Source organism: Wolbachia endosymbiont of Ostrinia scapulalis, from assembly GCF_023559145.1.
GTDB lineage: Bacteria > Pseudomonadota > Alphaproteobacteria > Rickettsiales > Anaplasmataceae > Wolbachia.
Genome location: NZ_CP096926.1, coordinates 1180714 through 1203469, shown reverse-complemented (window position 1 = coordinate 1203469; position 22756 = coordinate 1180714). Strand labels below are relative to the sequence as shown.

At 34.0% G+C, this 22756-nt stretch carries 16 protein-coding genes; 12 read left to right on the top strand and 4 right to left on the bottom strand.

The features are described from left to right. The first annotated feature begins 269 nt into the window (after positions 1 to 269). The 5 genes from M1L26_RS05835 to hemA all read left to right on the top strand — a co-directional run bounded on the left by M1L26_RS05835 (position 270) and on the right by hemA (position 8283). Positions 270 to 2768 carry a collagen-like protein gene (locus tag M1L26_RS05835; RefSeq protein ID WP_250120131.1) on the top strand — a complete coding sequence of 833 codons (2499 nt, stop codon included), beginning with the start codon at positions 270 to 272 and terminating at the stop codon, positions 2766 to 2768. A 4-nt stretch (positions 2769 to 2772) separates the two neighbouring features. Next, positions 2773 to 3681 carry a collagen-like protein gene (locus tag M1L26_RS05830; RefSeq protein ID WP_250120130.1) on the top strand — a complete coding sequence of 303 codons (909 nt, stop codon included), beginning with the start codon at positions 2773 to 2775 and terminating at the stop codon, positions 3679 to 3681. Between the two features lie 424 nt (positions 3682 to 4105). Then, positions 4106 to 5944 (top strand): group II intron reverse transcriptase/maturase, encoded by a 1839-nt coding sequence (gene ltrA / locus M1L26_RS05825; RefSeq protein WP_250120129.1) that lies wholly within the window; start codon positions 4106 to 4108, stop codon positions 5942 to 5944. After that, the gene (locus M1L26_RS05820; protein WP_250120128.1) at positions 5931 to 7022 is read left to right on the top strand and encodes an ankyrin repeat domain-containing protein; all 1092 of its coding nucleotides are present in this window, start codon (positions 5931 to 5933) and stop codon (positions 7020 to 7022) included. The genes ltrA and M1L26_RS05820 overlap by 14 nt, the downstream gene beginning before the upstream one ends. 64 nt (positions 7023 to 7086) lie before the next feature. Then, positions 7087 to 8283: a 5-aminolevulinate synthase gene (hemA, locus tag M1L26_RS05815; protein WP_211908736.1), complete on the top strand. Its 1197-nt coding sequence runs from the start codon at positions 7087 to 7089 to the stop codon at positions 8281 to 8283. A 321-nt stretch (positions 8284 to 8604) separates the two neighbouring features. Here hemA and M1L26_RS05810 read toward each other — a convergent pair whose 3' ends face one another. From M1L26_RS05810 to rimM, 3 genes are read right to left on the bottom strand one after another with little or no spacing between them, the layout of a single operon-like run. Further along, on the bottom strand, positions 8605 to 9297 hold the full coding sequence (locus tag M1L26_RS05810; protein ID WP_211907536.1) for an inositol monophosphatase family protein: 693 nt from the start codon (positions 9295 to 9297) through the stop codon (positions 8605 to 8607). Next, positions 9298 to 9864 (bottom strand): elongation factor P, encoded by a 567-nt coding sequence (gene efp / locus M1L26_RS05805; RefSeq protein ID WP_211907535.1) that lies wholly within the window; start codon positions 9862 to 9864, stop codon positions 9298 to 9300. It abuts the gene before it with no gap. Between the two features lie 59 nt (positions 9865 to 9923). Beyond that, the gene (gene rimM / locus M1L26_RS05800) at positions 9924 to 10424 is read right to left on the bottom strand and encodes a ribosome maturation factor RimM (protein WP_250120127.1); all 501 of its coding nucleotides are present in this window, start codon (positions 10422 to 10424) and stop codon (positions 9924 to 9926) included. 97 nt (positions 10425 to 10521) lie between these two features. Between rimM and M1L26_RS05795 the strand changes: the two genes are divergently transcribed. The 3 genes from M1L26_RS05795 (at position 10522) to M1L26_RS05785 (ending at position 14166) form a co-directional block, all read left to right on the top strand. Beyond that, the gene (locus M1L26_RS05795; RefSeq protein ID WP_246433098.1) at positions 10522 to 12333 is read left to right on the top strand and encodes a DEAD/DEAH box helicase; all 1812 of its coding nucleotides are present in this window, start codon (positions 10522 to 10524) and stop codon (positions 12331 to 12333) included. Further along, the gene (locus tag M1L26_RS05790) at positions 12267 to 13466 is read left to right on the top strand and encodes a hypothetical protein (protein WP_250120126.1); all 1200 of its coding nucleotides are present in this window, start codon (positions 12267 to 12269) and stop codon (positions 13464 to 13466) included. The genes M1L26_RS05795 and M1L26_RS05790 overlap by 67 nt, the downstream gene beginning before the upstream one ends. Before the next feature lie 439 nt (positions 13467 to 13905). Beyond that, positions 13906 to 14166 carry a hypothetical protein gene (locus tag M1L26_RS05785; protein ID WP_246433096.1) on the top strand — a complete coding sequence of 87 codons (261 nt, stop codon included), beginning with the start codon at positions 13906 to 13908 and terminating at the stop codon, positions 14164 to 14166. On the opposite strand, the gene M1L26_RS05780 is transcribed toward M1L26_RS05785, so the two are convergent. Then, entirely contained in the window at positions 14163 to 15332 is a 1170-nt protein-coding gene (locus tag M1L26_RS05780; protein WP_250120125.1) for an aspartate aminotransferase family protein, read from the bottom strand. The two genes, M1L26_RS05785 and M1L26_RS05780, sit on opposite strands and share 4 nt — an antisense overlap. A 64-nt stretch (positions 15333 to 15396) precedes the next feature. Between M1L26_RS05780 and M1L26_RS05775 the strand changes: the two genes are divergently transcribed. From M1L26_RS05775 to M1L26_RS05760, 4 genes are all read left to right on the top strand, one after another. After that, entirely contained in the window at positions 15397 to 16824 is a 1428-nt protein-coding gene (locus M1L26_RS05775) for a sensor histidine kinase (protein WP_211907533.1), read from the top strand. Positions 16825 to 17000: 176 nt separating this feature from the next. Then, complete coding sequence (locus M1L26_RS05770; protein WP_250120124.1) at positions 17001 to 17738, top strand: WD_0702 family putative metalloprotease; 738 nt, start codon at positions 17001 to 17003, stop codon at positions 17736 to 17738. A gap of 71 nt (positions 17739 to 17809) precedes the next feature. Then, the gene (gene tsaD / locus M1L26_RS05765) at positions 17810 to 18820 is read left to right on the top strand and encodes a tRNA (adenosine(37)-N6)-threonylcarbamoyltransferase complex transferase subunit TsaD (protein ID WP_211907531.1); all 1011 of its coding nucleotides are present in this window, start codon (positions 17810 to 17812) and stop codon (positions 18818 to 18820) included. A 118-nt stretch (positions 18821 to 18938) separates the two neighbouring features. Beyond that, positions 18939 to 22655: an ankyrin repeat domain-containing protein gene (locus M1L26_RS05760; RefSeq protein WP_250120123.1), complete on the top strand. Its 3717-nt coding sequence runs from the start codon at positions 18939 to 18941 to the stop codon at positions 22653 to 22655. The last annotated feature ends 101 nt before the right edge of the window (positions 22656 to 22756 follow it).

The window sequence follows — 22756 nt, the reverse complement described above, 5'->3', positions numbered from 1 at the left end:
ACTGAAAACGTTTCCAACGAGATTATGGAAGAACTAGATTTCAGTATCAAGCACTGGAACAACATCATCTATAAGATGAAAGAGCTGGAGTGGTAAGAAATTCGATAATATAAAGCATTTTTACGCTCAGTTGTAAAAAAATAACTTTCTTTCACAAGTTAATTTATAATTAAATTAGTGTAAAATATAATTATATTTACTGATCATCATTATTAATCAATAATTAATACCCATAAATTAATTATATCTAATCGCAAAGGGAGGTGGAGATGCGTTTTAAACTAGAAAAGGAAGGTATCCTACAAAAAGATTGTAATAATAGAACTGGTCGTAGGATACCTGCACAAATAAGATTAAATAACAAAACAACATTTAGCCTGCCTAGTGTATCTTACATTATCATCGACACCAATATTGATCTGAGTTTTCACATTTGGGATTTGAAGCATGACGTGGCAAGTATACTAAACGACTTATCTGAATGGCCACAATTAAAGCTAGAAAGGGTAGGAAATGATTACAAATTCGCTTTAGTTACTACCTCTGATAAACCTTATTATTATTACTATGATGGCAAAGCTAATATCATCGCTACTATTGATCTTATACCTCAGAATTACACATATGGTTTCTATGTTAACACATATAATCGTGAAAGCTGTAGTATTTATTATGAACGGCTAGAAAACAGGAAAGTTTTAATAGATCCAAAAGACATAATTAGTAGCAAAAATGTCAGTTTTATTTTGGAAGATCTTAAAAGTTCACCTGATAAAAGACTCGAAATAAAAATAGGAGACTATTTGTTTAAAGAATCAAGAAATATATACAAATTATATAGGAGCGCTCAGGTATATGATTCAATTGGTAGAAAAGTTGGCATATTGAATGATATCAATTCAGCATTTACTCGTATAAGCAATACATTCGAGTTATTCCCTTTTCATGAAATGGAGAGCTTGAAAGCACAAGATACCTATTTCGCAGTAAAAAAGTTAGGCAATAATTATGTTGGTTGCATATCGTATGAAAATAGCACATGCAAAAATTTTTATAATTTTAACCCTAATTCTTTTGGGTATGAGCACGACAATAGACCAGGTCCATATCCTTATTATTATAACTTAGAAAATTTTGATAACTTTTTGGAGGTTGATGTGAATATTCAAGAACATATAAATTTAGAAACAGAAATTAAACTTTTAAAACGCAAAATTGAAAGATTAGAACGTACTGGTGTACAAGGTCCTAAAGGTGAGCCAGGTGAAAGGGGACAAAAAGGTGATAGAGGCTTCGATGGAGCGCCTGGTCCTCAAGGTAACAAGGGAGATACTGGATCGTCAGGTGCGCATGGATCAAAAGGCGATCAAGGACCTAAAGGAGAAAAAGGAAATCAAGGCACTAATGGAATAACTCCAAGTATTAATCAAGTTGTTACCGAATTTTCTTCTAACAGAGCCCATCTATATCCTTTAGCAGCAGCTATAATGGAAGAAGATAAGCTTAATTCCATGGGATTTTCAGAAAGAATAGCACATTTTTTTGGTGAGCGTGTAAAGCGAGAAGATTCTTTAAAAGCGTTAGTTAAAGGCGTACAAGGTCCTCCAGGCCAAAAGGGCGAACCAGGTCGTAACGGTGAACGGGGGTTAAAGGGCGAACAAGGTTCCAAAGGTAATGAGGGTGACCGAGGTTTTCCTGGTCCAGAAGGTTCTAAAGGAGATACTGGCTCAAAAGGTGAGAAGGGAGATGCCTCAAGTGCTATAGAAATTGCAACTGAATTAGTTACCAGTAAAAAAGCTGAGCTAGGAGAAGCAGTTCTTAACGCAAATGGTATCAAAGGTGAAAATCTTGCAACTCAGATTGCCGGTAAAATTAATCTTAATTCGCAGGAACTTGTGAATAAAATTGATGTAGCAAAACTTACTGAAGGAGTAGTAAGTAAACTTTCTTTAGAGGAAGCAAAAAACATTATAAAAGATACTGTGAGTAAGATAACAAGCGATGCCACAAAGAAAAATAATCCCGATCCTATAGCCTTCCAAAAATATGAAAAATTTGCAGAAAAGCTTGCTAAACTACTTGTTGATAGAAGCAGTATGAGCGAGATAGAAGCTCACAATCTTATAAAAGGTAAGGTGAGCGATTGGGCACTTGCTAAGTATCTTCTGCTTCATAGTGATTTAAATAAGCAGCCAAAGGCTCTAGAAATCGTGAAGCAAGAAATAGACAAGGAAAAATTAGTTGAGTATTTGCTTGAGTATGCCAAATTAAAAGGCGATGTGAATGCAGCAAAAACAATAGTTGAAAATATTGTTCATCAGTTCTTTGACACTCAAAAAGTAGGTGAATTAGGAAGAGCAGTACTAGAAGCAAAAGATGATCAAGATAAAAAAGTGCTGGTAAATGATCCAGTCTTACGTGAAGGAATAGCAGAAGAGTTGAGACAAAATCCAGGAAAGATAAAAGGTCCCAAAGGAGATACTGGTTCTAAAGGTGATAAAGGAGATACTGGAACAGATGGATTGCCAGGTGCACAAGGTCCTAAGGGAGAGCCAGGCATAAAAGGTGAGCCAGGTATAAATGGAACAAAGGGAGATATTGGTCCTAAAGGATTAGACGGAGCCATGGGAATAAAAGGTGATATGGGTGAGAAAGGAAAGATAGGTTCTAAAGGTGACAAAGGAGATACTGGGTCTAAAGGTGATAAAGGTAGAGATGCAAGTCCTGAAGAAGTTGCACAAAAATTAATTAATAGGCACTATTGCTAATCAGGTGCTTGAATATCGTGACCAAGGCGGAGATTTAGTATTAGAGAAGCAAGTTGCAGGAAGAATTATTAGTAATCAAGATATTCAAACAGGAATAGCCATTGCATTAGCTGATAACAGAATGGAAGAGCTAGCAGATGTGTTACTAAGTGATGCTAATCATACATTAGTAGAAAACCTTGCAAATAATACCGAGCTAACACAAAGCATTGCAGAAGAACTAAGGAAAAATCCAGGAGAAGTCCAAGGTCCAAAGGGAGAAAAAGGAGATATTGGTCCTAAAGGCATAAAAGGTGAGCCAGGTATAAATGGAACAAAGGGAGATATTGGTCCTAAAGGATTAGACGGAGCCATGGGAATAAAAGGTGATATGGGTGAGAAAGGAGAGATAGGTTCTAAAGGTGAAAAAGGAGAACCAGGTGCGAATGGATTGCCAGGTTCCAAGGGAGAAGATGGAATAGGTGCTACATTAGCTGATCAGTTTTTACGTGAGATAAGAAAAGCAAAAAATGAAACTCTGGATGCTAAAAAAGCAGCAGAGGCAGCTAAAAATGCTTCAGAAGGTTTTGCCAAACAAGCTAAAGATACGGAAGATAAGGTTAAAATACTACACAATCAAACAGTGAATCTTACAGGAGAAGCTGAAGATTCTGCTGATCAAGCACTTCAATCCGCAGAAAATGCGGAAGCATTGCATAGTAGCGTAAGAGATATGTTTTGTACAACAAATCCTGCAGATCAAGTTTGTAGTGCACACAGAAGAAGGAGGGAAACTAAAAAATCATCAGTGACGAGCGGAGCAAGCAGACCAACTTCATTTATATCTCAAGTAATAAATTTCTTTTACCCTGCGGTAGGACAGGACGAATATAAAGTAGTGCGGCCCGAAGGTCATAAATGTCGTGATGGTTAAATTCCATCTCCCATAGCATCTGGGTAAAATCATGATCCACACCTTAAGAAAGTGGCAAATTCTCATGGTGTAAGCATGGATCAAAAGGGAGTAATATCAAACCTTATGATAAATCCTCTCGAGAAGAGTTAGATATGGCTACGAAAAGAAACTTATGTTTGAACTGTCGTTAATTCGAATATGCGAAATAAGGTTGAATACGCATATACCAAAAGGTATGAAGAAACGGGTAATTAGGATCGGCTTTTCCTGATTAAGATGCTTCCAATCTTCCGGCAGATAGTAAGAGCCTAAGTTTAACGAGAAACGATTTTATGGAACGGAGTAACTACATAGAAGCTCTTATTATTCTTTATTTTCAAAAGGATAACTAAGAAGGTAGCCAGCCGAATGCTCCTATGTAGAGGGATTGTCTAAGAAGCTAATGCCTAAGGTAATGTTTAGGATATGCAAACGTAGACACTGTAGTTTGGAAGGTAAAGTTGTGAATAGTAGTGAATATGTTATGAGCCAACAAAATGTTAGGTATGAATGGAATGAAATTCCTTGGCGCAAGCTGGAGAAATCTTCATTTAAGCTACAAAAACGAATTTACCGAGCTTCACAATGTAATGATATCAAAAAGATGCATAATCTTCAGAGATTGTTACTCAGATCAACAAGTGCAAGAACGCTCGCTGTTAGAAAGGTAACTCAGGATAACAGAGGAAAAAAGACTGCAGGTATAGATGGAAAAGCGAATCTTAATCAAAAAGAAAGGTTACAATTAGTATATTCTTTGGATATAAGAGAAAAAGCAAAACCATCGAGACGAGTTTGGATTCCAAAACCTGGTAAGCCATCGGAGTATCGCCCGCTTGGTATTCCTACAATATCAGATCGAGCAAAACAAACACTTGTAAAAATGGTGATAGAACCGGAGTGGGAAGCAAAATTTGAGCCAAACACATATGGTTTTAGGTCTGGTAGGTCGTGTCATGATGCCATTGAAGCTATATTCATAGCACTAAAACAGAAAACAGCATTTTTACTGGATGCAGATATTTCAGGGTGCTTTGATAACATCAACCATAATGCATTACAAAAAAAGCTTAACACCACACCAACATTAACTAAAGTTATAAAAAGGTGGCTAAAAGCAGGAGTTATGGAAGGTAAAGCGTTTAGACCCACAAAGAGTGGTACAGTACAAGGCGGAACTATTTCACCTTTGTTAGCAAGTATAGCTCTACATGGGTTAGAATATTACCTAAAAATGGCATTGAGAAAGGAACTATTTGATTATCAAAAGAAAAAATATGGTAAAGCTTCACATAAACATGCTGGTCAATCACTAAGTGTGATTACTTATGCAGATGATTGTGTGATTCTCCATGAAAATGAGGAAATTGTTTTTAAGGCAAAAAATCTAACGGAAAGATGGTTAAATACCATTGGATTAGAGTTAAAGCCATCAAAGACAAAAATATCTCATACGTTAAAAACTTATGGAGGACAAATACCAGGTTTTGATTTTCTTGGGTTCACAATACGACAATACTTAACAAAACAAAGTAAGAAAGGTTATAAATTATTAATTAAACCAAGTCGCCTCTCTATAAAACAACATGCTAAAATCATTAAGCAAAAACTTAAAGAAATGCGTGCAGCACCTCAAGAAGCAGTAATTAAAAACCTTAATCCAGTTATTAGAGGATGGAGTCAGTATTACTCTTCGGTAGTGTCACATAAAGTATTTAGTTCTTTAGATCATGATATGCATGGAAAGCTTTGGAAATGGGCAGTCTTTAGACACTGTAACAAAGGGAAGCATTGGATTAAGAGAAAATACTTTCGAAAGAAAGATAACGATAATTGGAGATTTATGACGAATAACAATTTACTGCTTGTTAGGCACGTAGATCATGCCATAAGAAGGCATATCAAAGTGAAAGGATCTAGATCTTTATATGACGGAGATTGGTTATATTGGGCAAATCGCTTAAGTAAAGTTCCAGGAAAATCACCACGAGTAATAAAATTAATGAAGTTGCAACAAGGTAAATGTGATCAATGTCAACTTTGGTTCAAAAATGATGATATCCTAGAGATACACCATAAAGACCGGAATAGACGTAATAATATGAGCAAAAATTTATCCTTGTTGCATGGGCATTGTCACGACGAATTACATGGGAGTATGCATGAAAAGCGCCAAATTAGAGAGAAGCCGGATGATGGGAAACTATCAAGTCCGGTTTTGAAGTCGAGTGGGGAGAGGTGACTTTCCTCACTTAGATAACGGTAGGGAAAGTTTACTAGACGATATTAATGAACGTTTCACAGATTATGATAATGATGGATTTATTCGTTTACACGTTGCAGCACAAAAAGGTAATGTTGAGCTTGGCAGGCGTTTACTAGAATGTGGTGCAAATATTGAGATTAAATCAAAAACAAAAGTAGGTGGTGACACTGCACTTCATTTAGCTGCTAGAAATGGTCATAAAGATTTTGTGAAGCTTTTACTTGATAACGGTGCAAATGTTAATTCAGTGAGTAGTACAGGCAGCGGAGTAACTCCTTTATATGAAGCAGTGTATTATGGACATTTAGATGTTGCGGAATTGCTAATAGATCGTGGCGCAACAGTTGATGCTAAAGATCGGTATAACTTTACTCCTTTGATGTACGCTTCTGCAGAAGGTAATTCGGCAATGGTGGAATTACTTTTACAAAACAATGCAGATCTTTATTTACAGAATAATAATGATGAAACTGCACTGCACTTAGCTGCTGATAATGGCCATCCTGATGTAGTTGCTATTTTAATAAGTGCAGCAGAAGATAAAGAAAGGTATGTTAATATGCAAAGCAATAATATTGGTACTGCGTTGCATGTTATAGCTTATAATCGAGAAATAAATGAAGGGCGTAAAAAATCTGCAAAATTGCTACTAGACAATGGTGCAAGCCCGTATTTAGAAAATGATCCAATTATTAATACACCATTAGATACTCTTTTGAAAGAAAGCTCTTTAGATATGGCAAAAAAACGAGGAAATAAGGGATTTTTGGAATTTATGTCATTTTTAGGCTATTCAGCAACCGTACCAAGAAATTTAAAGAATGATCCACAAAACACAAAAAAGTATGTCGTAGCTGCTTCTGCGCTTGCAATAACTGTTATTGCCTTAGGAGCAGCTGTTGCAGTTTACTTGGAAATGTTAGCAATAGGAATAGCAGTTGCAGTTTGTTGTCTTATTGCAGCTACAATTACGTACTGCTATAGGCCTAAAAGCTTAGTTGAGGATAATCAGGTCAAAAAGGTTATGCAGACAGAAGAATGTCAGTCTAAGTAATAAATATAGTAGTCTATCATTTAATAATTTATTATAATTATATTGGTTGTTAATAGATAAAAACTTGGTAGACTACGAAGAAATATTCTTAAATAAAATCAAAGATATAAAAGAAGAAGGGCGCTATCGTGAATTCACGCATTTTGCGTCATTACCTGGCAAACTTCCCTATATTATGGATTATGAAAGAAATAGAGAGGTTATTGTCTGGTGCAGTAATAATTATCTGGGAATGTCACAAAACGATAGTGTCATTGCTGCTATTCAAAATTCATCTGTTGGTGCTGGAGGAACAAGAAATATATCAGGTACAACAAAGGAAGTTGTTGAGCTCGAGAAGTCTTTGGCTGACTTGCATCAAAAAGAAGCTGCTTTAACTTTTGCTTGTGGCTATCTTGCCAACCAAACTACACTTAGTACTTTATCGTCTGTTATTCCGGGCGTGGTAATTTTTTCAGATGAGAAAAACCATTCTTCAATGATAGAAGGTATAAAATCAGGAAAAAGACCGAAGCACATATTTAGGCATAATGATGTTGATCACTTAGAGCAGTTGCTAAAGTCTATAGATATAAAAACGCCGAAAATAATAGCACTTGAATCTGTATACTCAATGGATGGTGATGTAGCACCGCTTGAAGCGATATGTGATCTAGCAGATCAGTATAATGCAATTACCTATTTGGATGAGGTACACGCAGTTGGCATGTATGGACCGCGCGGTGGCGGAATTGCAGAAAGAGAAGGTTTGATGGATAGAATAACTGTTATTCAGGGTACATTATCAAAGGCTTTTGGAGTGATGGGTGGATATATAGCGTCTTCAAAGAGCTTGGTGGATGTAATAAGAAGTTCAGCCCCAGGATTTATTTTTACTACTGCTATGTCACCCGTTTTAGCAGCAGCAGCAAAGGCAAGCGTTGAGCATTTAAAATCGAGCAATGTTGAAAGAGAGAAGCAAAAGCAGTCTGTTGAAAAGGTAAAAGACTCACTGAGAAACGCAGGAGTGAATTTTATGCAAACAGAAACTCATATAATTCCAATCATAATTGGCGATCCTGAGTTGTCCAAAAAAGCATCAAAATTGTTATTTGATGAGTATGGAATATATGTACAACATATAAATTACCCAACAGTTTCAAAGGGGACTGAGCGCTTCCGTATTACTCCTACGCCTTACCATACAAATGAAATGATAGAGCATTTAACAAAATCTCTTGTAAAAGTTTTTGAGAAATTATCTGTTTGTGTCTGTTGTTGAGTTTAAAGTTGCCAAGAATAAGGTATCTATTTAAAAGCATAGTTAATGTACAAAATCAGTGCTTTATTTCTTATCATGAAAGTAGCTAACACTGGGATCTATAGCTCACACAGGTAAAGTTTACTCTTTTGTCATCCTATGGCTTGACCATAGGATCCAGTCTAAACAATCTGGATTCTAGTGTCACGTGCTGGAATGACACCTATTTGTTCCTATAGTTGTCTTTTCTCGTCTATCTTATTTTGCCACCCTGCTGCAATGAGGGGTAGGTAAGACCATTTATTATTTTCACTACGTGACTTTTGCTCTTTTGAATGAACTTTAGTTTATATCTCCAGCAATGACAAGCGCGTTATCTTCCCTTAATCTCCCACCGCTTTCTTGCAGAAAAAGCCTACCGAGTGAAGTTTTATATTTATTAATTCCAGAGTAAATTATTCCATTGTATCTTCCGGCAGCAAGATATGCAAAACCTAGTACCGTTGAGCCAAGGGAGCGTAGATTATTATTGTCAAGTGGTAATTTATTTAACAAATTACCACTTATGTCTATTATTCCCCCTTCACGAGCTTTCATCCGCATTTTTACATGGCGAGATTTGAAATCTTCAAGAAAAGCTCCTTTCTTTTCCTCTGCCCAGAAAGTTTCTCTAAGGGCTGGAGCATCAATCACAGCTGCTACAACTCTGTTTTTATGAATGAGACAAACTGATACTGCAAAATAAACCATACAACTAAAAAGGTTTTCCTTGCCTTCTATAGGCATAATAAACCAAGTATAACTGCCTTCTTTTAGATCTTGGCCTACATTGTCTTCAAAAATAAAGTCATAGTTCTGGTTGTAGTTTTTCAAGCAATCGTACATAAGTTGCTTGGATTTCGAATAAGTTTTATTGATAAAGTCTGCTGACTTAACGCTTGAAATTTGCAATTCATTAAAATCACGTATAAGCTGCTTGGAGGCACTGCGTACAGAATCAAGCATCACATTGATTCGTGGTGATGAAATGGCCATTTACTCTTTTACTCTTTCGTAATAGCTGTTATCAAGAGTATGTAATACAATTTTATCCCCTTCTTTTATAAATTGAGGCACGTTAACACGTATTCCGTTTTCCAAAATTGCAGGCTTATAAGAAGCAGTAACAGTCTGACCTTTGATAACAGACTCTGTCTCTTTTACAGTTAGTGTAACGTGATCAGGCACATGTGCAGAAATTATTTTATCTTGATAAGTTACTACTTTAATTTTCATATTATCTTGCAAATAAGCCTTCTTTTCCCCTAATAAGTCTAAATTTATAACAATCTGCTCGTAACTACTTGGATGCATAAGATTTACGATATTCCCTTCAGTAAAGAGATAAACATATTCCTCTTCATCTAAAATTGCCCTTCTGATTGTTGCATCAGAGCGAAACCTCTCATAGTACTTTGCTCCTGTTTGGATATTTTTCATTTCAGCTTGTATATATGCACCACCTTTACCAGGTTGAGTATGCATAATACTTACAACCAAAAACAATCCACCGTTATGTTCTAGTACCTGACCTGGCCTGATATCATTAGCCCTTTCTGCCATAATTACACTTTTAATTTGGTCTGATTATTATAAATAACTTTATACAAATATCAAAATTTTTATTGGCCAATGAATTCTGGCATGTTGATTACTATATACCTTTCCTTCATGTTGATGTATGGAAATACTTCTTTAGTAAAAGATAACATAATGTTTTTTTTTGTGCTGATAACCAAAATTTCTAATATATCCCCCGAGCCGAAATTATTCACAGACTTCACATAGCCATATAATTCATTACTCTCTAGTCTTACTTCCATATTCACAAGATCATCTTGGTAAAATTCATCCTCATCATTTAACTGTGGTAGCTTATCTCTTTCTATATATAACTTTTTATTTCTTAAAAGCTTTGCTTCATTACGGGAATTCACACCGCTAATTGTTGCTATTACTAAATTATTACTGACAACAGACACCAAGCTTATTTTATAATTTTCACTTCCGATTATTAGTTCACCATATAGGAAAATATTTTCGGGCTTTTCAGTAAAGGTTTTTATTTTGACGGCTCCTTTGATTCCATGGGGAGAAGTAATTATTCCGAGGCATATATTCATATTAATATGATAGTTGAAATCAGCTTTTTGTCCATAGAATTGGCAATTTATTGAATTAACATACAATTAATATTGTAATAATTATAGCGGGTAATGTGTGAGTTCTATCAGTAATCAAGAAAGGCAAAGTATTATAAGTAGCTTAGAAAAAATCAACTGCAAGCTAAAAGGTGAATCTATAAAACTTGATGATACAAAGGAATCTATAATAGTAGCACGTCGTAAATCTGTTGTTAAAGGGATATTGGAACATCTCAAAAACCCTTCCATTGCTAACTGTAATGTTATGATCGATGCAGAAACTGGATTTGGTAAGACTTACGACATTGGAATACTGAGTCATGTACTAGCCCAAGCAGGATTTCATCATCTGGTTGCAGTACCAAGTAGTGACCTAGTGAATCAAGCTAAAAAAATGATGAGCAGTGCATTTACTGTAAACATTAGGACACCTAAAACTGCTGAGGAAATTAAAAATGCACTGAAGGCAACTAAACCTACAACAATTATAGTGACACATGACCTGTTATTACAGCAAGAAAATGATCGTAAATTTAAAGACCAAAATACCAAGTTGTGGATTAGTGTTGATGAAGCAGACAGTATTAACAAGCAGCAGGATTTTGAGAACATGTGCAAGCTTGATGAGAAATATCCTACGACTTACCTCACTGCAACACCAAAGAGAAGGATTTTAAATAGATGCGGAAAAGTTATCAGCCCGACAAGATTGAGTAGACGTTGTATTGCAAACGCCATCGAAACAGCAAGTGTTATTGCAAAAACCAATAGGATAACAAATTTCAATCAAGCACTTGTAGTGAACATTGCTACCTCCATCATATCTTTAGCTATATTGTTTCCTATTATAAATAGTAATGTTGCTGCCGTAATTGGTTTCACTTCAGATTATTGGCTGTATTCTGCTTTGATTGGGCAGCTATACTATACAATTTCTATGTTTATATTTGGTATGGTAGTGTTGCCAGTTTGGTGGGTGCTAACTAAAGCAACTGGAGTGGAATCAAGAGAACTGCTCTCTAGATTTCTTGCTAACGTGCGTAGCTTATTTACTAGAGAAAAATCCAGTCCAGCTCATGAGTATGTTGAAGAAAGCGAAGAAGTTTTTAATTACAGTAAACTTGTCGATAACAATGATTTATTAACTTCTATAAGATGGAATGTGCAAAGCCCAATTGGAGAAAGTGCTCTGCTTTTAGTTGATGATGTAAATAGTATAGTTAACCTTAACTTTGCGTTGCAGGGTAGAGATAATTTAGTATATGAAGGTAGTACACGTTATAAAGTGTATAATAAATTTCAGCCTGAAGGAATGTCATATCAAGACTACAGGCTCCAATTACGTCAATTAAACTTTATAAACTGCGTTAAAAAGCAACATCCTAGTTTGACAGAAGAGCAGATATCTGAATTAAAAGAAAAGGTGGATTTCAGTAGTACTGCTGAATATCTAAAATATAGAGTAATGCATTCAATGATCGATCTTACTCTCTTATATTTAATGAAGTGTGATAATATTACCTTAGATAAAAAAAGAAGAGAAGGTTTGAGTGAATTGATAGAAGATGTTAAAAAGAATGTTAGCACCACTAATGATAACAATATTATAAGCTACCTAGAGAGAAAAGGCTTTAGTGAGCAATTTGCTAGAGATGAGCTCTTACTGCAAATAAAGACAGTAATTGAAGCACTGAGTAAAAGTGATAATGAGCAATGCAGCTTAATAGTTGATAATTGGCGCTTAAGCAAAGAGCTCCATGACCTCATGGAAAAAGAGGAAGGTATACTACATAGTCTCATTGATTTCTGCAAACAAAATAAATGTATCTTTGCAGGAATTGGGAAAATGATCTTGGTATTGGAGAAAATAGACCCTTTTCAGCGATAATACGTAATCAAATAGGTAAATATCGAGCTCTTTATTGTGATTATGAAAAAAGAGATTTTGATTCATTGGCTAAATATGCGTTGACAACGGTTATAGATGGATCGAAAGGTCGTGGATTTGATAGTGAATATAATCATGTTGCATCAATATTTGCAGATTCGGTTAGTCAGTTCAATAATCCATCTGAAGCCCTACAGAATCTTGGAAGAAATAGAGAGCGTAATGAGAGCAGACAATCATGGTTTTTCGCTGCTGCAGGTGAAAAAGTTGAGCTATTTGTGAATAAGATCTTAGCAAATTTTAAAAACGAACCACAGAAATTTTGTCAGAAAGTTTTGTTTCCAGCTACTAATAAATACAATAAGTTGCTAAAAAATAGAATGGGAGAAGAACTTGGAAGAAAAATAGAAATCTATATTAGTAAAAATATTGATGCATTAGGAAATATTGATGATTCAGCTCTGAAGAAGTTTTCTAGTGATTTGATAAAAGAAATGTATGAAAAAGTTCATGATATAAATGATTTTGATGTCAAAAAGACAGAACAAGATTCACATAGGATTTTAAAAAGTACAGAGGCATACCTTCGTTCATATGAGAACAGAATTAAAAACAACGGTAAATTATCTTGCACACGCTCAGCTTTATTTTCTGTGGGGAGTGCTATAACAAAGGTAATGTATTATCTTTGGGCAGGGTTTGACTATTTAGTCTTTTTGGCTAAAGCGTACAATATAGATAAATCTGGAGATACCAGTGCAAGAGCGTATGTACACATAATCAGAAACTGTCACTGTGAAAGTAGTGTGAAGGCGCAAAATGTATTGGTTCATGCATTAGAAATTGCCAAAGAACATGACAGCAGTTTCAAAAGAAATAGTTTGTACGAAGGCAATGAGGATAGATGTAAAGAAAAAATCATCTCATATTTTCAATCCAAGCAATATATACGTGCATTAGATAGAACAATTGCTCAAATTGAAAATAAACACTTGGTAACAATTTTGAAAGCTGTAGGCTACAAAGATGATGCTAATAAAATGGCACAAGAAATCAAAGATTTTTTATGTGATTTAAAGAATTTAAATTGTGTAGACTTGAGAGAAAAATATTATCAAGGCAACTTATATTAAGAAAGCAAATTATACAAAATCAATAATCAAGTTAGTACGATAATTGATGAAATTGTAAGGTGTCATAAGTGGCATCATGGAATAGAGGACTTAGAGCTAAAATTAAAAATCAACCATAATATTTTTGAAGTCAGAGTTAACAATGATTTTTCTAAGTTACGTGAGAAAAACTTTAACAAACGCTCTAAAGAAAGGACATATCTAGGTAGAGCTATGTTACTTATTGGGTTTATAATTTCAATGGAGCTTATAGGTAGAATATCATCAGGTCAGACCATTGCCTTTACTTTGCGGTTTTATAGTATTTGGACCACTGTCACTCTTGTGTGGTGCATTGTTATATGAAATAACGACCTATTTAGTGAGAGGAGCATTTTTTATTTTTGGAGTGCCAATTCTTTTAGGAGAACTGTCTAAATGTGTTTTGAGAAACGGCTCAATGAAAAGTTTGTTAGATATGACATTATCGCTTGGTAACTCGGCTTTTTTCAATATTCCGAAAGACATCGTGCAATCGTTTATATTTGAGGATATAACAAAATTTGACTCACTAAGTGATATAAATGAGCTTACACTGATAAGAGAACAGGAAAAGGCAAAGTGTACAAATGAAGTAGCTGATAAAGTTGTAGCTACTGCTTTATCTGCAATTTTGATACAGCCAACAACTAGTGAGCAGGAAGGTTTAATTTTTAACTAGAACTTTTCAGATAAATACTGAGTGAGGATTTCAATGCCTTCATCAATCTCTTTTTCAGTGATAATGAGTGGAGGCAAGATTCTCAGAACATTATCTGATGTTACTCCAACAGTAAGTAAACCACGTTGACTTAGCTCTTCTGCAAATTTTTGGTTATTCATTTTTACTTTTATTCCTAGCATCAACCCTTTCCCTCTCACTTCTTCTATCATTGGAAACTTGCTTGCTAAGTCCTCTAGTTTGTTTTTTAAAGACTTACCTCTAACTTCAACATTTTCTAAGAAGCCAGGGCTGAGCAATTCATCCAATACAGCATTACCTACTGAAGTTGCAAGTGGATTACCACCAAAAGTAGAACCATGCATACCGACCGCCATGTACTTAGCAACCTTTTCAGTTGCAAGACAAGCCCCCAGAGGGAAACCTCCTCCTATTCCTTTTGCAAGAGCACATATGTCAGGCTTAATTCCTATGTGTTCATATGCAAATAACTTTCCTGTCCTGCCAGCACCGCACTGAACGCAATCAAAAAATAGCAGTATGTCGTTTTCGTTACATAGTTCTCTTAGCTCTTTCATGAAGACTTCACTCATTACTTTAATACCACCTTGTCCCTGTATTGGTTCTATTAATATAACACCTATGCCATTAGAAATTGCTTTCTTTACACTCTCAATATTGGGCTCTATGTTATCACACCAGTCAATATAAGGATTCAGTAATTCAGAAAATTTCTGTCTATCGTTTGTTGTACAAGTTAAAAATGTCCTTCCATGAAATGCACCATGAAATGTTAGAATTCTATAGCGATTTTTATTACCTTTTCCATTTTGATAGGCCCTAGCGATTTTAAGTCCACATTCCACTGCTTCTGATCCAGAATTTGCAAAAAATACAGTATTAGCAAAGCTGTTGTTTATTAAATTTTCTGCAAATTTGTTGGCAGTAGATATATTATAGGTATTTGATATATGCCATAGTTTTTCTCCTTGTAATTTTAGGACATCAGTTAATCGTGGGTTGGCATGACCTAAACTGCTAACAGCTATTCCAGAGTGAAAATCTATATAGCGCTTATTATCGATATCATACAAGTAAATACCTTTGCCATAAGAAAAATTTATGTTAGTAGGAGAATAAACTGGCAAGATAGGAGAAATTGTCATAAAAGTATGATATGCTAATTTTTTATTAATACCATAAAAGACGTTATTTCACAATGAGAAGAATATGTATAAATTAAGTAAATTAATGTTTACTACACTAAAAACAAATAGATATACAAAAATTATCTCGCTATTCTTATTAATTTTTGTGGTTTTATTGGGCACAATATATCGCAATTATTCATTAAAGAATAATTTTCTTTCTTTTTACCGTAATTCAAATGCAAACTTAAAAGATCTATTGGAAAATAGTATAATAAAAAAATATCATTATTTACTAATAGAAAAACATCATATTAAATATAACAGTTTTGATTACATAAACCAGTTGGTAAAATTGCGTGCTGAATTGTTACAATCAGTAAGCAAAGTAAGAAATTTTAGCTTAATACTGTATGATCAAAATGCCAGAGTAATTTTCAGTAATTTTAATACTCAAGGTCATGACTATGAGCAGTTGCTTACAAATGATGAAATTGATAAATTGCTAAGCAATCAAGAAATATTTTACGCTACAGGAAATACATTAACTTCTACTTTCCCTATATTTCATGAAGATGACATTAAGCCTTCATTTTTTTTGAAGATCATTCAAAGCTATAATGACTCTTATATTATGGTATATAGTCTATTTTCAATATTAATTGGCTTATTACTGGTTATCTTAATACTAATAATGCTTTATTTGCACTTTTCCAACACCCAAATGCTAGCCAAGCAGCATAAAACTAATATTGAATTACAAAGGGTTAAAGAGGCATTAGAGCAAGAAAATGCAAATAAGATAAAATTTTTTGCAAGTGTTACACATGAGTTGCGTACACCTCTTAATGCTATTATTGGATTTGCAAAGTTGATCAAAAATGAAACTTTAGGTTCGGTAGATCACTCTGAATACAAGGAATACGTAGACGATATATATAATGCTGGTACACATTTACTTGCTTTGATTAATGATGTGCTCGATTTTTCTAAAGCTGAATCAAGTAGTTTAACAGTAGAGAAAGTGAAGTTTAATCTGAATAAGATAATAGATTCGTGCTTAAAAATGTTATCACCTAAACTAAAAGAAACAGGTATTAGTTTAAAGAAAGAGATATCTGATAAACAATTATTAGTTATCGCTGATCCCAAAAGAATGAAGCAAGTTATAATAAATTTGTTATCAAATGCAATCAAGTTCACTCCTCAAGGTGGTTTAATAAGAATGATTATTAAAGAGAATATAGAAAAAAATTTATTAACTATTGAGTTTCATGATAATGGAATAGGGATAATGCAGCAGGACATATATAAAGTTATGTCCGTTTTTGGCCAAGCAGATTCGGGATATAGAAACGAAGGCACAGGTATCGGATTACCTCTAAGCAAGAAATTAGTAGAGTTAATGGGTGGGACTTTCAACATTCAAAGTGAAGCAAAACTTGGTACTACGATAACATTGAGCTTCTTTTATGAAGAGCAAACATGTGAAAAGTTGATTGATTTTTAGTAAAATATATTTGATATTGCACTTTTATATCTAGCACATTCCTAAGTCATACTGACGTGATACCTCTTGGCTAATAATAAGTAGCGGAATGTAAGTAAATTAAACTTTTTTAGCTATACTTCCTGAAAACACTTTATAATTCTTGAGCATAAAGAAAATTCCTTTAATAATGAAGCATGCTAATCAGGAACTTAATAAAACAAGCAACTCAAGTAGGAAATAGTGAAAACGTAATACAATATGTCAAATATCTCTATCAATTTGAGAAGTTTAGAAATACATTAAACCTCACTTTGTCACTAATAAAGCAAAATAGACTCTCGTTTGAAATATATCAAGAAGGATTAGTGGATATGGAAGAGGGAGTGTGTAAGACAATTCGTTCTTCTGGTTTAAATAAGTATGTTATTGTGCTAAGAAGGTCAAATCCTTACATCATAGTACATGAACTTTCACATATGGTTGAAAATGAACTGAACTTAAGCTTAGAGCAAGAATTTCTCTATAAAGTTTATCAGGATATTGAGCAGAACTTAAAGCAGTCAAATATTCTGGTACAAAAAATTATTGGTCAAATTATATTTGAAGAGATACAAGCTTATCAAACTCCAAAATCACGTGCGTCTGAGTTATTCGCACGCTATTTTGAGCTGTTTGCTTGGGCTCAGGAAGTTTATCCTAAAGATAAAGAATATCTAATTCGCACTCAAGATTTAAATAAAGTATTTCTTGCTACTAACCAATGGAAAAAGAGCTACCTGGATCTACAAATAATGGAGAGAATAGATAAAGAAGTAAAGGAATATAGCGATAAAACTGCCTTTAAAGATATAAACAAAGTACAAAGCAGTTGGACTAATAAATTTTCCTCTGGGAGTAAAAAAATTGGTTCTATATTTGGAGATGATAATTAGCTTAACAGAACAAAGTTCACTTCTTCAACATTTCAAGTTATAGTTCTCACAATTAAAGAGTTCAAATATATATGAAAACTATATTAGCTGTTGAAACAAGCTGTGATGAAACTGCAGCAGCAATTGTAAATAGTAATAAGCAAGTCCTTGCTCACGAAATTCTTTCTCAGGAGGAGCACAAAAAACGCGGTGGGGTAATACCTGAAATAGCTTCACGTGCTCATATGAAGCATTTAAGTGGTTTAATAAAAAGTGCTATGGAAAAATATAACCTTAATTTTTGTGATTTGGATGCAATTGCAGCAACATCAGGACCAGGACTCATAGGTGGATTAATAGTTGGTACAATGATAGCTAAAGCAATTGCACACGTAACACAAAAACCGTTTATTGCAGTTAATCACTTAGAAGCACATGCGTTAGTTGTTAGGCTACTATATGAGGTTAAATTTCCGTTTTTAGTCCTGCTGATATCAGGTGGTCACTGCCAATTTTTAATTGCACAGGATGTAGGTAAATACATCAAACTTGGAGAAACGCTTGATGACTCATTAGGAGAAGCATTTGACAAAGTCGCTAAGATGCTGGGTCTAAGCTATCCAGGAGGTCCATTAATTGAAGAGTTAGCTAAAAAAGGTGATGGTATGAGATTTAAGCTGCCAAGAGCAATGATAAAACGTTCTGGATGTGACTTTTCATTTTCTGGAATTAAAACAGCGGTAAAAAACTTAGCACGAGAATTTGTAATGAGTGAACAGGATGTGTGTGATATGTGTGCTTCGTTTCAAGAGTGTATTAGCGACATATTACTCGATAGAGTCAGAAATGCTATTGGTATCGCTGTATCTTTAAATATTAAAATCAATGATTTTGTAATTACTGGTGGAGTTGCAGCAAATAATTTCCTGAAAGAGAGATTAAAAAAGCACATAGACTTGAACGTGCTTTCTCCTCCAAGCAATTTATGTACAGACAATGCAGTGATGGTTGGATGGACAGGAATTGAAAGGTTACAGAGAAACTATGTAGACTCTCTTGACTTTGCACCAAGGCAAAAGTGGGAATTAGAAAAATATTACTAGCACAAAAAATTATCTACTATATAATGCGGCCGCTGGTGAATTTTTGTAGGCTTAAAAATTACAGTGGTATCTACTAAAGCCTTATTCACTACCGGCATTATTATTTATGAGGTACAGTATGTTCAAAAATAAATTTGACACAGTTACTAGTGTTTTCAAAGCTAAATCTAGTACAAGCGCAAAGACACTCAGTTCAGGTTTATTTGTTGCGGGAAACGTTGGTATGGTCAGAGCAATTAGTAAGATAGACCTCTCTTCATTACAAGGCAATTCAGAAGATAAAGTCAATAAGCAAGACCTAATAATCATATATGATTATATTAATAAAGTAACTCAAGAAGAAAACTATAATATATGTACTAATAATCTTGATTGTATAAAAAGCAGGATTTTAGCAGAAAATATAAGTGATTCATTAGCTGAAAAATTTCGTCAAGATGGATGGAATATAACAAGTAATGATGGTTCTTCGCTATTAACAGTGGCTATTGAAAGAATTGGGAAAGAACAAAAGAAAAATAGGAATTATGATATTCATGTTGAAATAGCTGTATCTCTAATTCTTGGTATGGGCAGAGAATTGATTATAAAATTGGAGAATTTTGCAGATAGTAATGATAAAACACTTCTACATTATTTAGCTGAGTCGGGTAAAGAAGATATTTTATGTTTTGTGATAGAAAATTCTAATTTTAACATTAAAGAAGCAGTAAGGAATAAAGATAGAGATGGTAAAACACCACTACACTATGCGGCTAAATCTGGCAATAAAGAATGCTTGAAAATTCTCATAGAAAATGAAGCAGATTTTAGTTGCACTGCCAATAATAAAACCGAGTTACACTATGCTGCCAGAAGCGGAAGTCCTAACCTCCTAGAATATTTAAAAGAAATATTGACAGCAAAAGGAATTTTTGATAGAGAGAAAATTAAAACAGATAAATATGGAAATAACGCATTACACTATGCTGTGCAATCTGGAAATGCTGAGTGCATAGAATTCTTCATTGATAATCAAGTACAATTTTTAAAAAATAAATATAATGAGAATCCTTTTCATAAGATTGTAGGTAACTCAGAAACTCAAGAAAATGCCATAAATTTTCTTATAGAGCATCTAAAATTTTTAGGTAGACTAAAAAGTGAAATTAATCAAGAAAATGTAGATGGTAATACCCCATTGCATATAGCTGCAAAACATGGAAATAACCAGCTAATGAAATTGTTTATTAAATCAGGTGCAAAAATTGTTCAGAATAAACAAGGTAACACCCCCTTACATATTGCTATTATACATGGTAATTCATATTGTATAGAGCTATTTTATGAAAATATAGGAAATAGCATACTTCAATCCAAAGGTGATTATGGAAGAGATCTTGTACATTTAGCTGCAATGTACGGGAAGTATGATTGTCTAACATCTTTACTCAAGAAATTTCCTGATTACGATTTAAGCACAGAAACACGCAAAGGAAATATGGCCCTACACTTAGCTCTATCGAGTAATACAGAAACAGAACTAAGAAAAAAATGTGTGAGTCTATTAGTAGACAGAAGCATGCAAGTAAATAAGAGTAATAATGAAGGAAACACCCCTTTACATTTTGCTGCCCAACTTGATTTATCGTTTTTAAGCATGATAGAAAAAAAGTTGGAAGAGAAGAAATTTGACGTTTATCAAGAGGTTTTGCGTGAGAATAGCAACGGTGACACCGTCTTTCATATGGCAGCACGTGTTGGTAATAAATCATGCCTTGAGCACCTTTTTAAAAAAGAGAGAGTGGGAGAAATATTAAGTAAGAAAAATAAGGATGGACAAACTTTACTACACTTATCTATTCTCAGTGGAAGAGTAGAATGCGTTAAGTATTTGGTAAAAAAAAGCCCAAAGGGTATTTTTTTAGAACAAAATACACAAAAAAGGTTGTTATTTGCAGCTATTTTGAGCAGCAATAAGGAATGTCTTGAATTTGTGTCAAAAGAACTTGTAGGTAAAAAGGTGGCTGCTAGCATCAAAGTGTTATATGATGAAAATGACAATACACCGTTACACATGGCTGCTCTTGCCGACGACATAGAATTCTCTCAGTATGTTATTGAAAGTATTGCCAAGTCAACTATTAGGAATACAGTACCACTTTTTAACACAAACAGTCAAGGGCTTATACCTCTACATTTAGCTGCCATGAGCCTTAATGCTGAGTTAATAGAATATTTTATGACAGATAATCATTACCCCTATAATAAGAAAATGTTAAATGTTGTATCTAAATCTGGAAGAACAGCATTACACTATCTTGTAATGAGTGATAATGATTTTGAAAAAACTATAAATGAGGATTTTAAGCAAGGTCAATTTTTGAAAAAGTTGGTTTTAGAAAAGCGTAAACAAAATGAGCACTTAAGGGAAAAAGCTATTAAAGCCTTATTCTACCTAACAATCAGCACCGGAGAGAAAACTGTAAATAAGAAGATAAATTTTGATATAAAGGATAATGCAAAAAAAACAGCTTTAGATTATGCTTTTAAACATGGTGACACAAATATCTTGAGGTTATTTTTAGATTTCTTTTATGAAATAAGGGAAAACAAAAAAAGGAAATATGATAAACTTAATATGGAAGATCAAGAAAGAAGCAAAAAGCTTCTAGACTACTATAATCTGGCCATGTCAATATCAAGTGTGATTATTTCTGTTTGCGTTAAGTATAATAATGCAGAATCTGAAAAGGAAGAAATTCCTACCTGGATTTCCATTGCATTTTCTTCGATATCATTTTTACTTATCTTATACAACTTAGTGATTGGCCTTCAAAAAGAACCTGTTAAACGTAAGATAGAAAACTATACTGAAAAAATGAACAGAATTGAAGAGGCTACAGGAAAGTTAGCTAAGACAAAAGTAGGAGATCATGATTTGGAGGAATACAACTCAATATTGGAACTATTAATAAAGAATGCAGAAGATATTTCACGATTGGAAAATGAACTTTACAAGTTTACGCATGAGACTAGATTAGAGAGTAAAGACAAACTCAATATTTCTCCTCAGAAAATGAGTAGGGGTGGTAGTGCAGTACTATGTTCGAATAAGTCTTTAGAAGGTAGAAAAAGTTCACCTGTTTTGAATGATTTAACAACAAAACTTAGTCTGTATTCAAGACGCAACAGTAGAGTACAAAATACAATGGACAAGTTAGATAATCCATCATGTGTAATTACTATAAATGAGCATCCAGAAATTAAACCAAAAGCTCCGAAAAACAAATTCAAGAATGTTGCAACTAAGCTAAAAATAGGCAATATCTTTAGTAAGAAAAAAGAAGATCTTATTGCTTCATCAAGCTTATCAGAAGGTGCTAATCACGAGAATATTACAAAAATGAATGAAGAAAACTGTGGGTTGATAAAACGATTTGGTGATACCAATGGGTATTCAATATTTTCGACTCCTTTTAATCCAAGCGGTTCAACCTCAAGAGAAGAGTGTGGTAACAATCATAGTGCAGCGCGTCATGTGAGTTATGGTAGTGCAAATAATTCTGTGAGTGATAAGGAAGTTAGTAAATCTCCATCTCTAATACTTTCTAACTTTGAGGAGGGAATTACTGTTGACTGTTTTAAATTCGAAAGATATAGACCAAGGGTATATTCAAGTCCATCTTGTGTGAGAAAAAGAGCAATTACAGCTAGATCATTGGAATATATAATACTTCCTGATCATATAGAAAGAGGAAAAGAGATGCAGATTGTAGTCACTGACTCTGATAGCATCAACTTTCAGAGGAGTGATAGTAAGCATTCTAGTAAACTGTCATTTAGTAGTAGATAAGAAAAACGTAGAACAATTGGCAAGGCTATCGTATAAGGTTATAGTAGAGAAGAAATTAGATCGCCTTGCTAAATTTCCATGAAAAAGTTTATATTTGCATA

Bases quoted from the DNA above. Each gene is read 5' to 3' on its own strand.
- M1L26_RS05760 (WP_250120123.1), top strand. From the start codon at position 18,939: ATGTTCAAAAATAAATTTGACACAGTTACTAGTGTTTTCAAAGCTAAA.
- M1L26_RS05810 (WP_211907536.1), bottom strand. From the start codon at position 9,297: ATGGCCATTTCATCACCACGAATCAATGTGATGCTTGATTCTGTACGC.
- rimM (WP_250120127.1), bottom strand. From the start codon at position 10,424: ATGAATATATGCCTCGGAATAATTACTTCTCCCCATGGAATCAAAGGA.
- M1L26_RS05770 (WP_250120124.1), top strand. From the start codon at position 17,001: ATGCTAATCAGGAACTTAATAAAACAAGCAACTCAAGTAGGAAATAGT.
- tsaD (WP_211907531.1), top strand. From the start codon at position 17,810: ATGAAAACTATATTAGCTGTTGAAACAAGCTGTGATGAAACTGCAGCA.
- efp (WP_211907535.1), bottom strand. From the start codon at position 9,864: ATGGCAGAAAGGGCTAATGATATCAGGCCAGGTCAGGTACTAGAACAT.
- M1L26_RS05785 (WP_246433096.1), top strand. From the start codon at position 13,906: ATGAAAAGTTTGTTAGATATGACATTATCGCTTGGTAACTCGGCTTTT.
- M1L26_RS05780 (WP_250120125.1), bottom strand. From the start codon at position 15,332: ATGACAATTTCTCCTATCTTGCCAGTTTATTCTCCTACTAACATAAAT.
- M1L26_RS05835 (WP_250120131.1), top strand. From the start codon at position 270: ATGCGTTTTAAACTAGAAAAGGAAGGTATCCTACAAAAAGATTGTAAT.
- ltrA (WP_250120129.1), top strand. From the start codon at position 4,106: ATGCCTAAGGTAATGTTTAGGATATGCAAACGTAGACACTGTAGTTTG.
- M1L26_RS05775 (WP_211907533.1), top strand. From the start codon at position 15,397: ATGTATAAATTAAGTAAATTAATGTTTACTACACTAAAAACAAATAGA.
- M1L26_RS05790 (WP_250120126.1), top strand. From the start codon at position 12,267: ATGTATCTTTGCAGGAATTGGGAAAATGATCTTGGTATTGGAGAAAAT.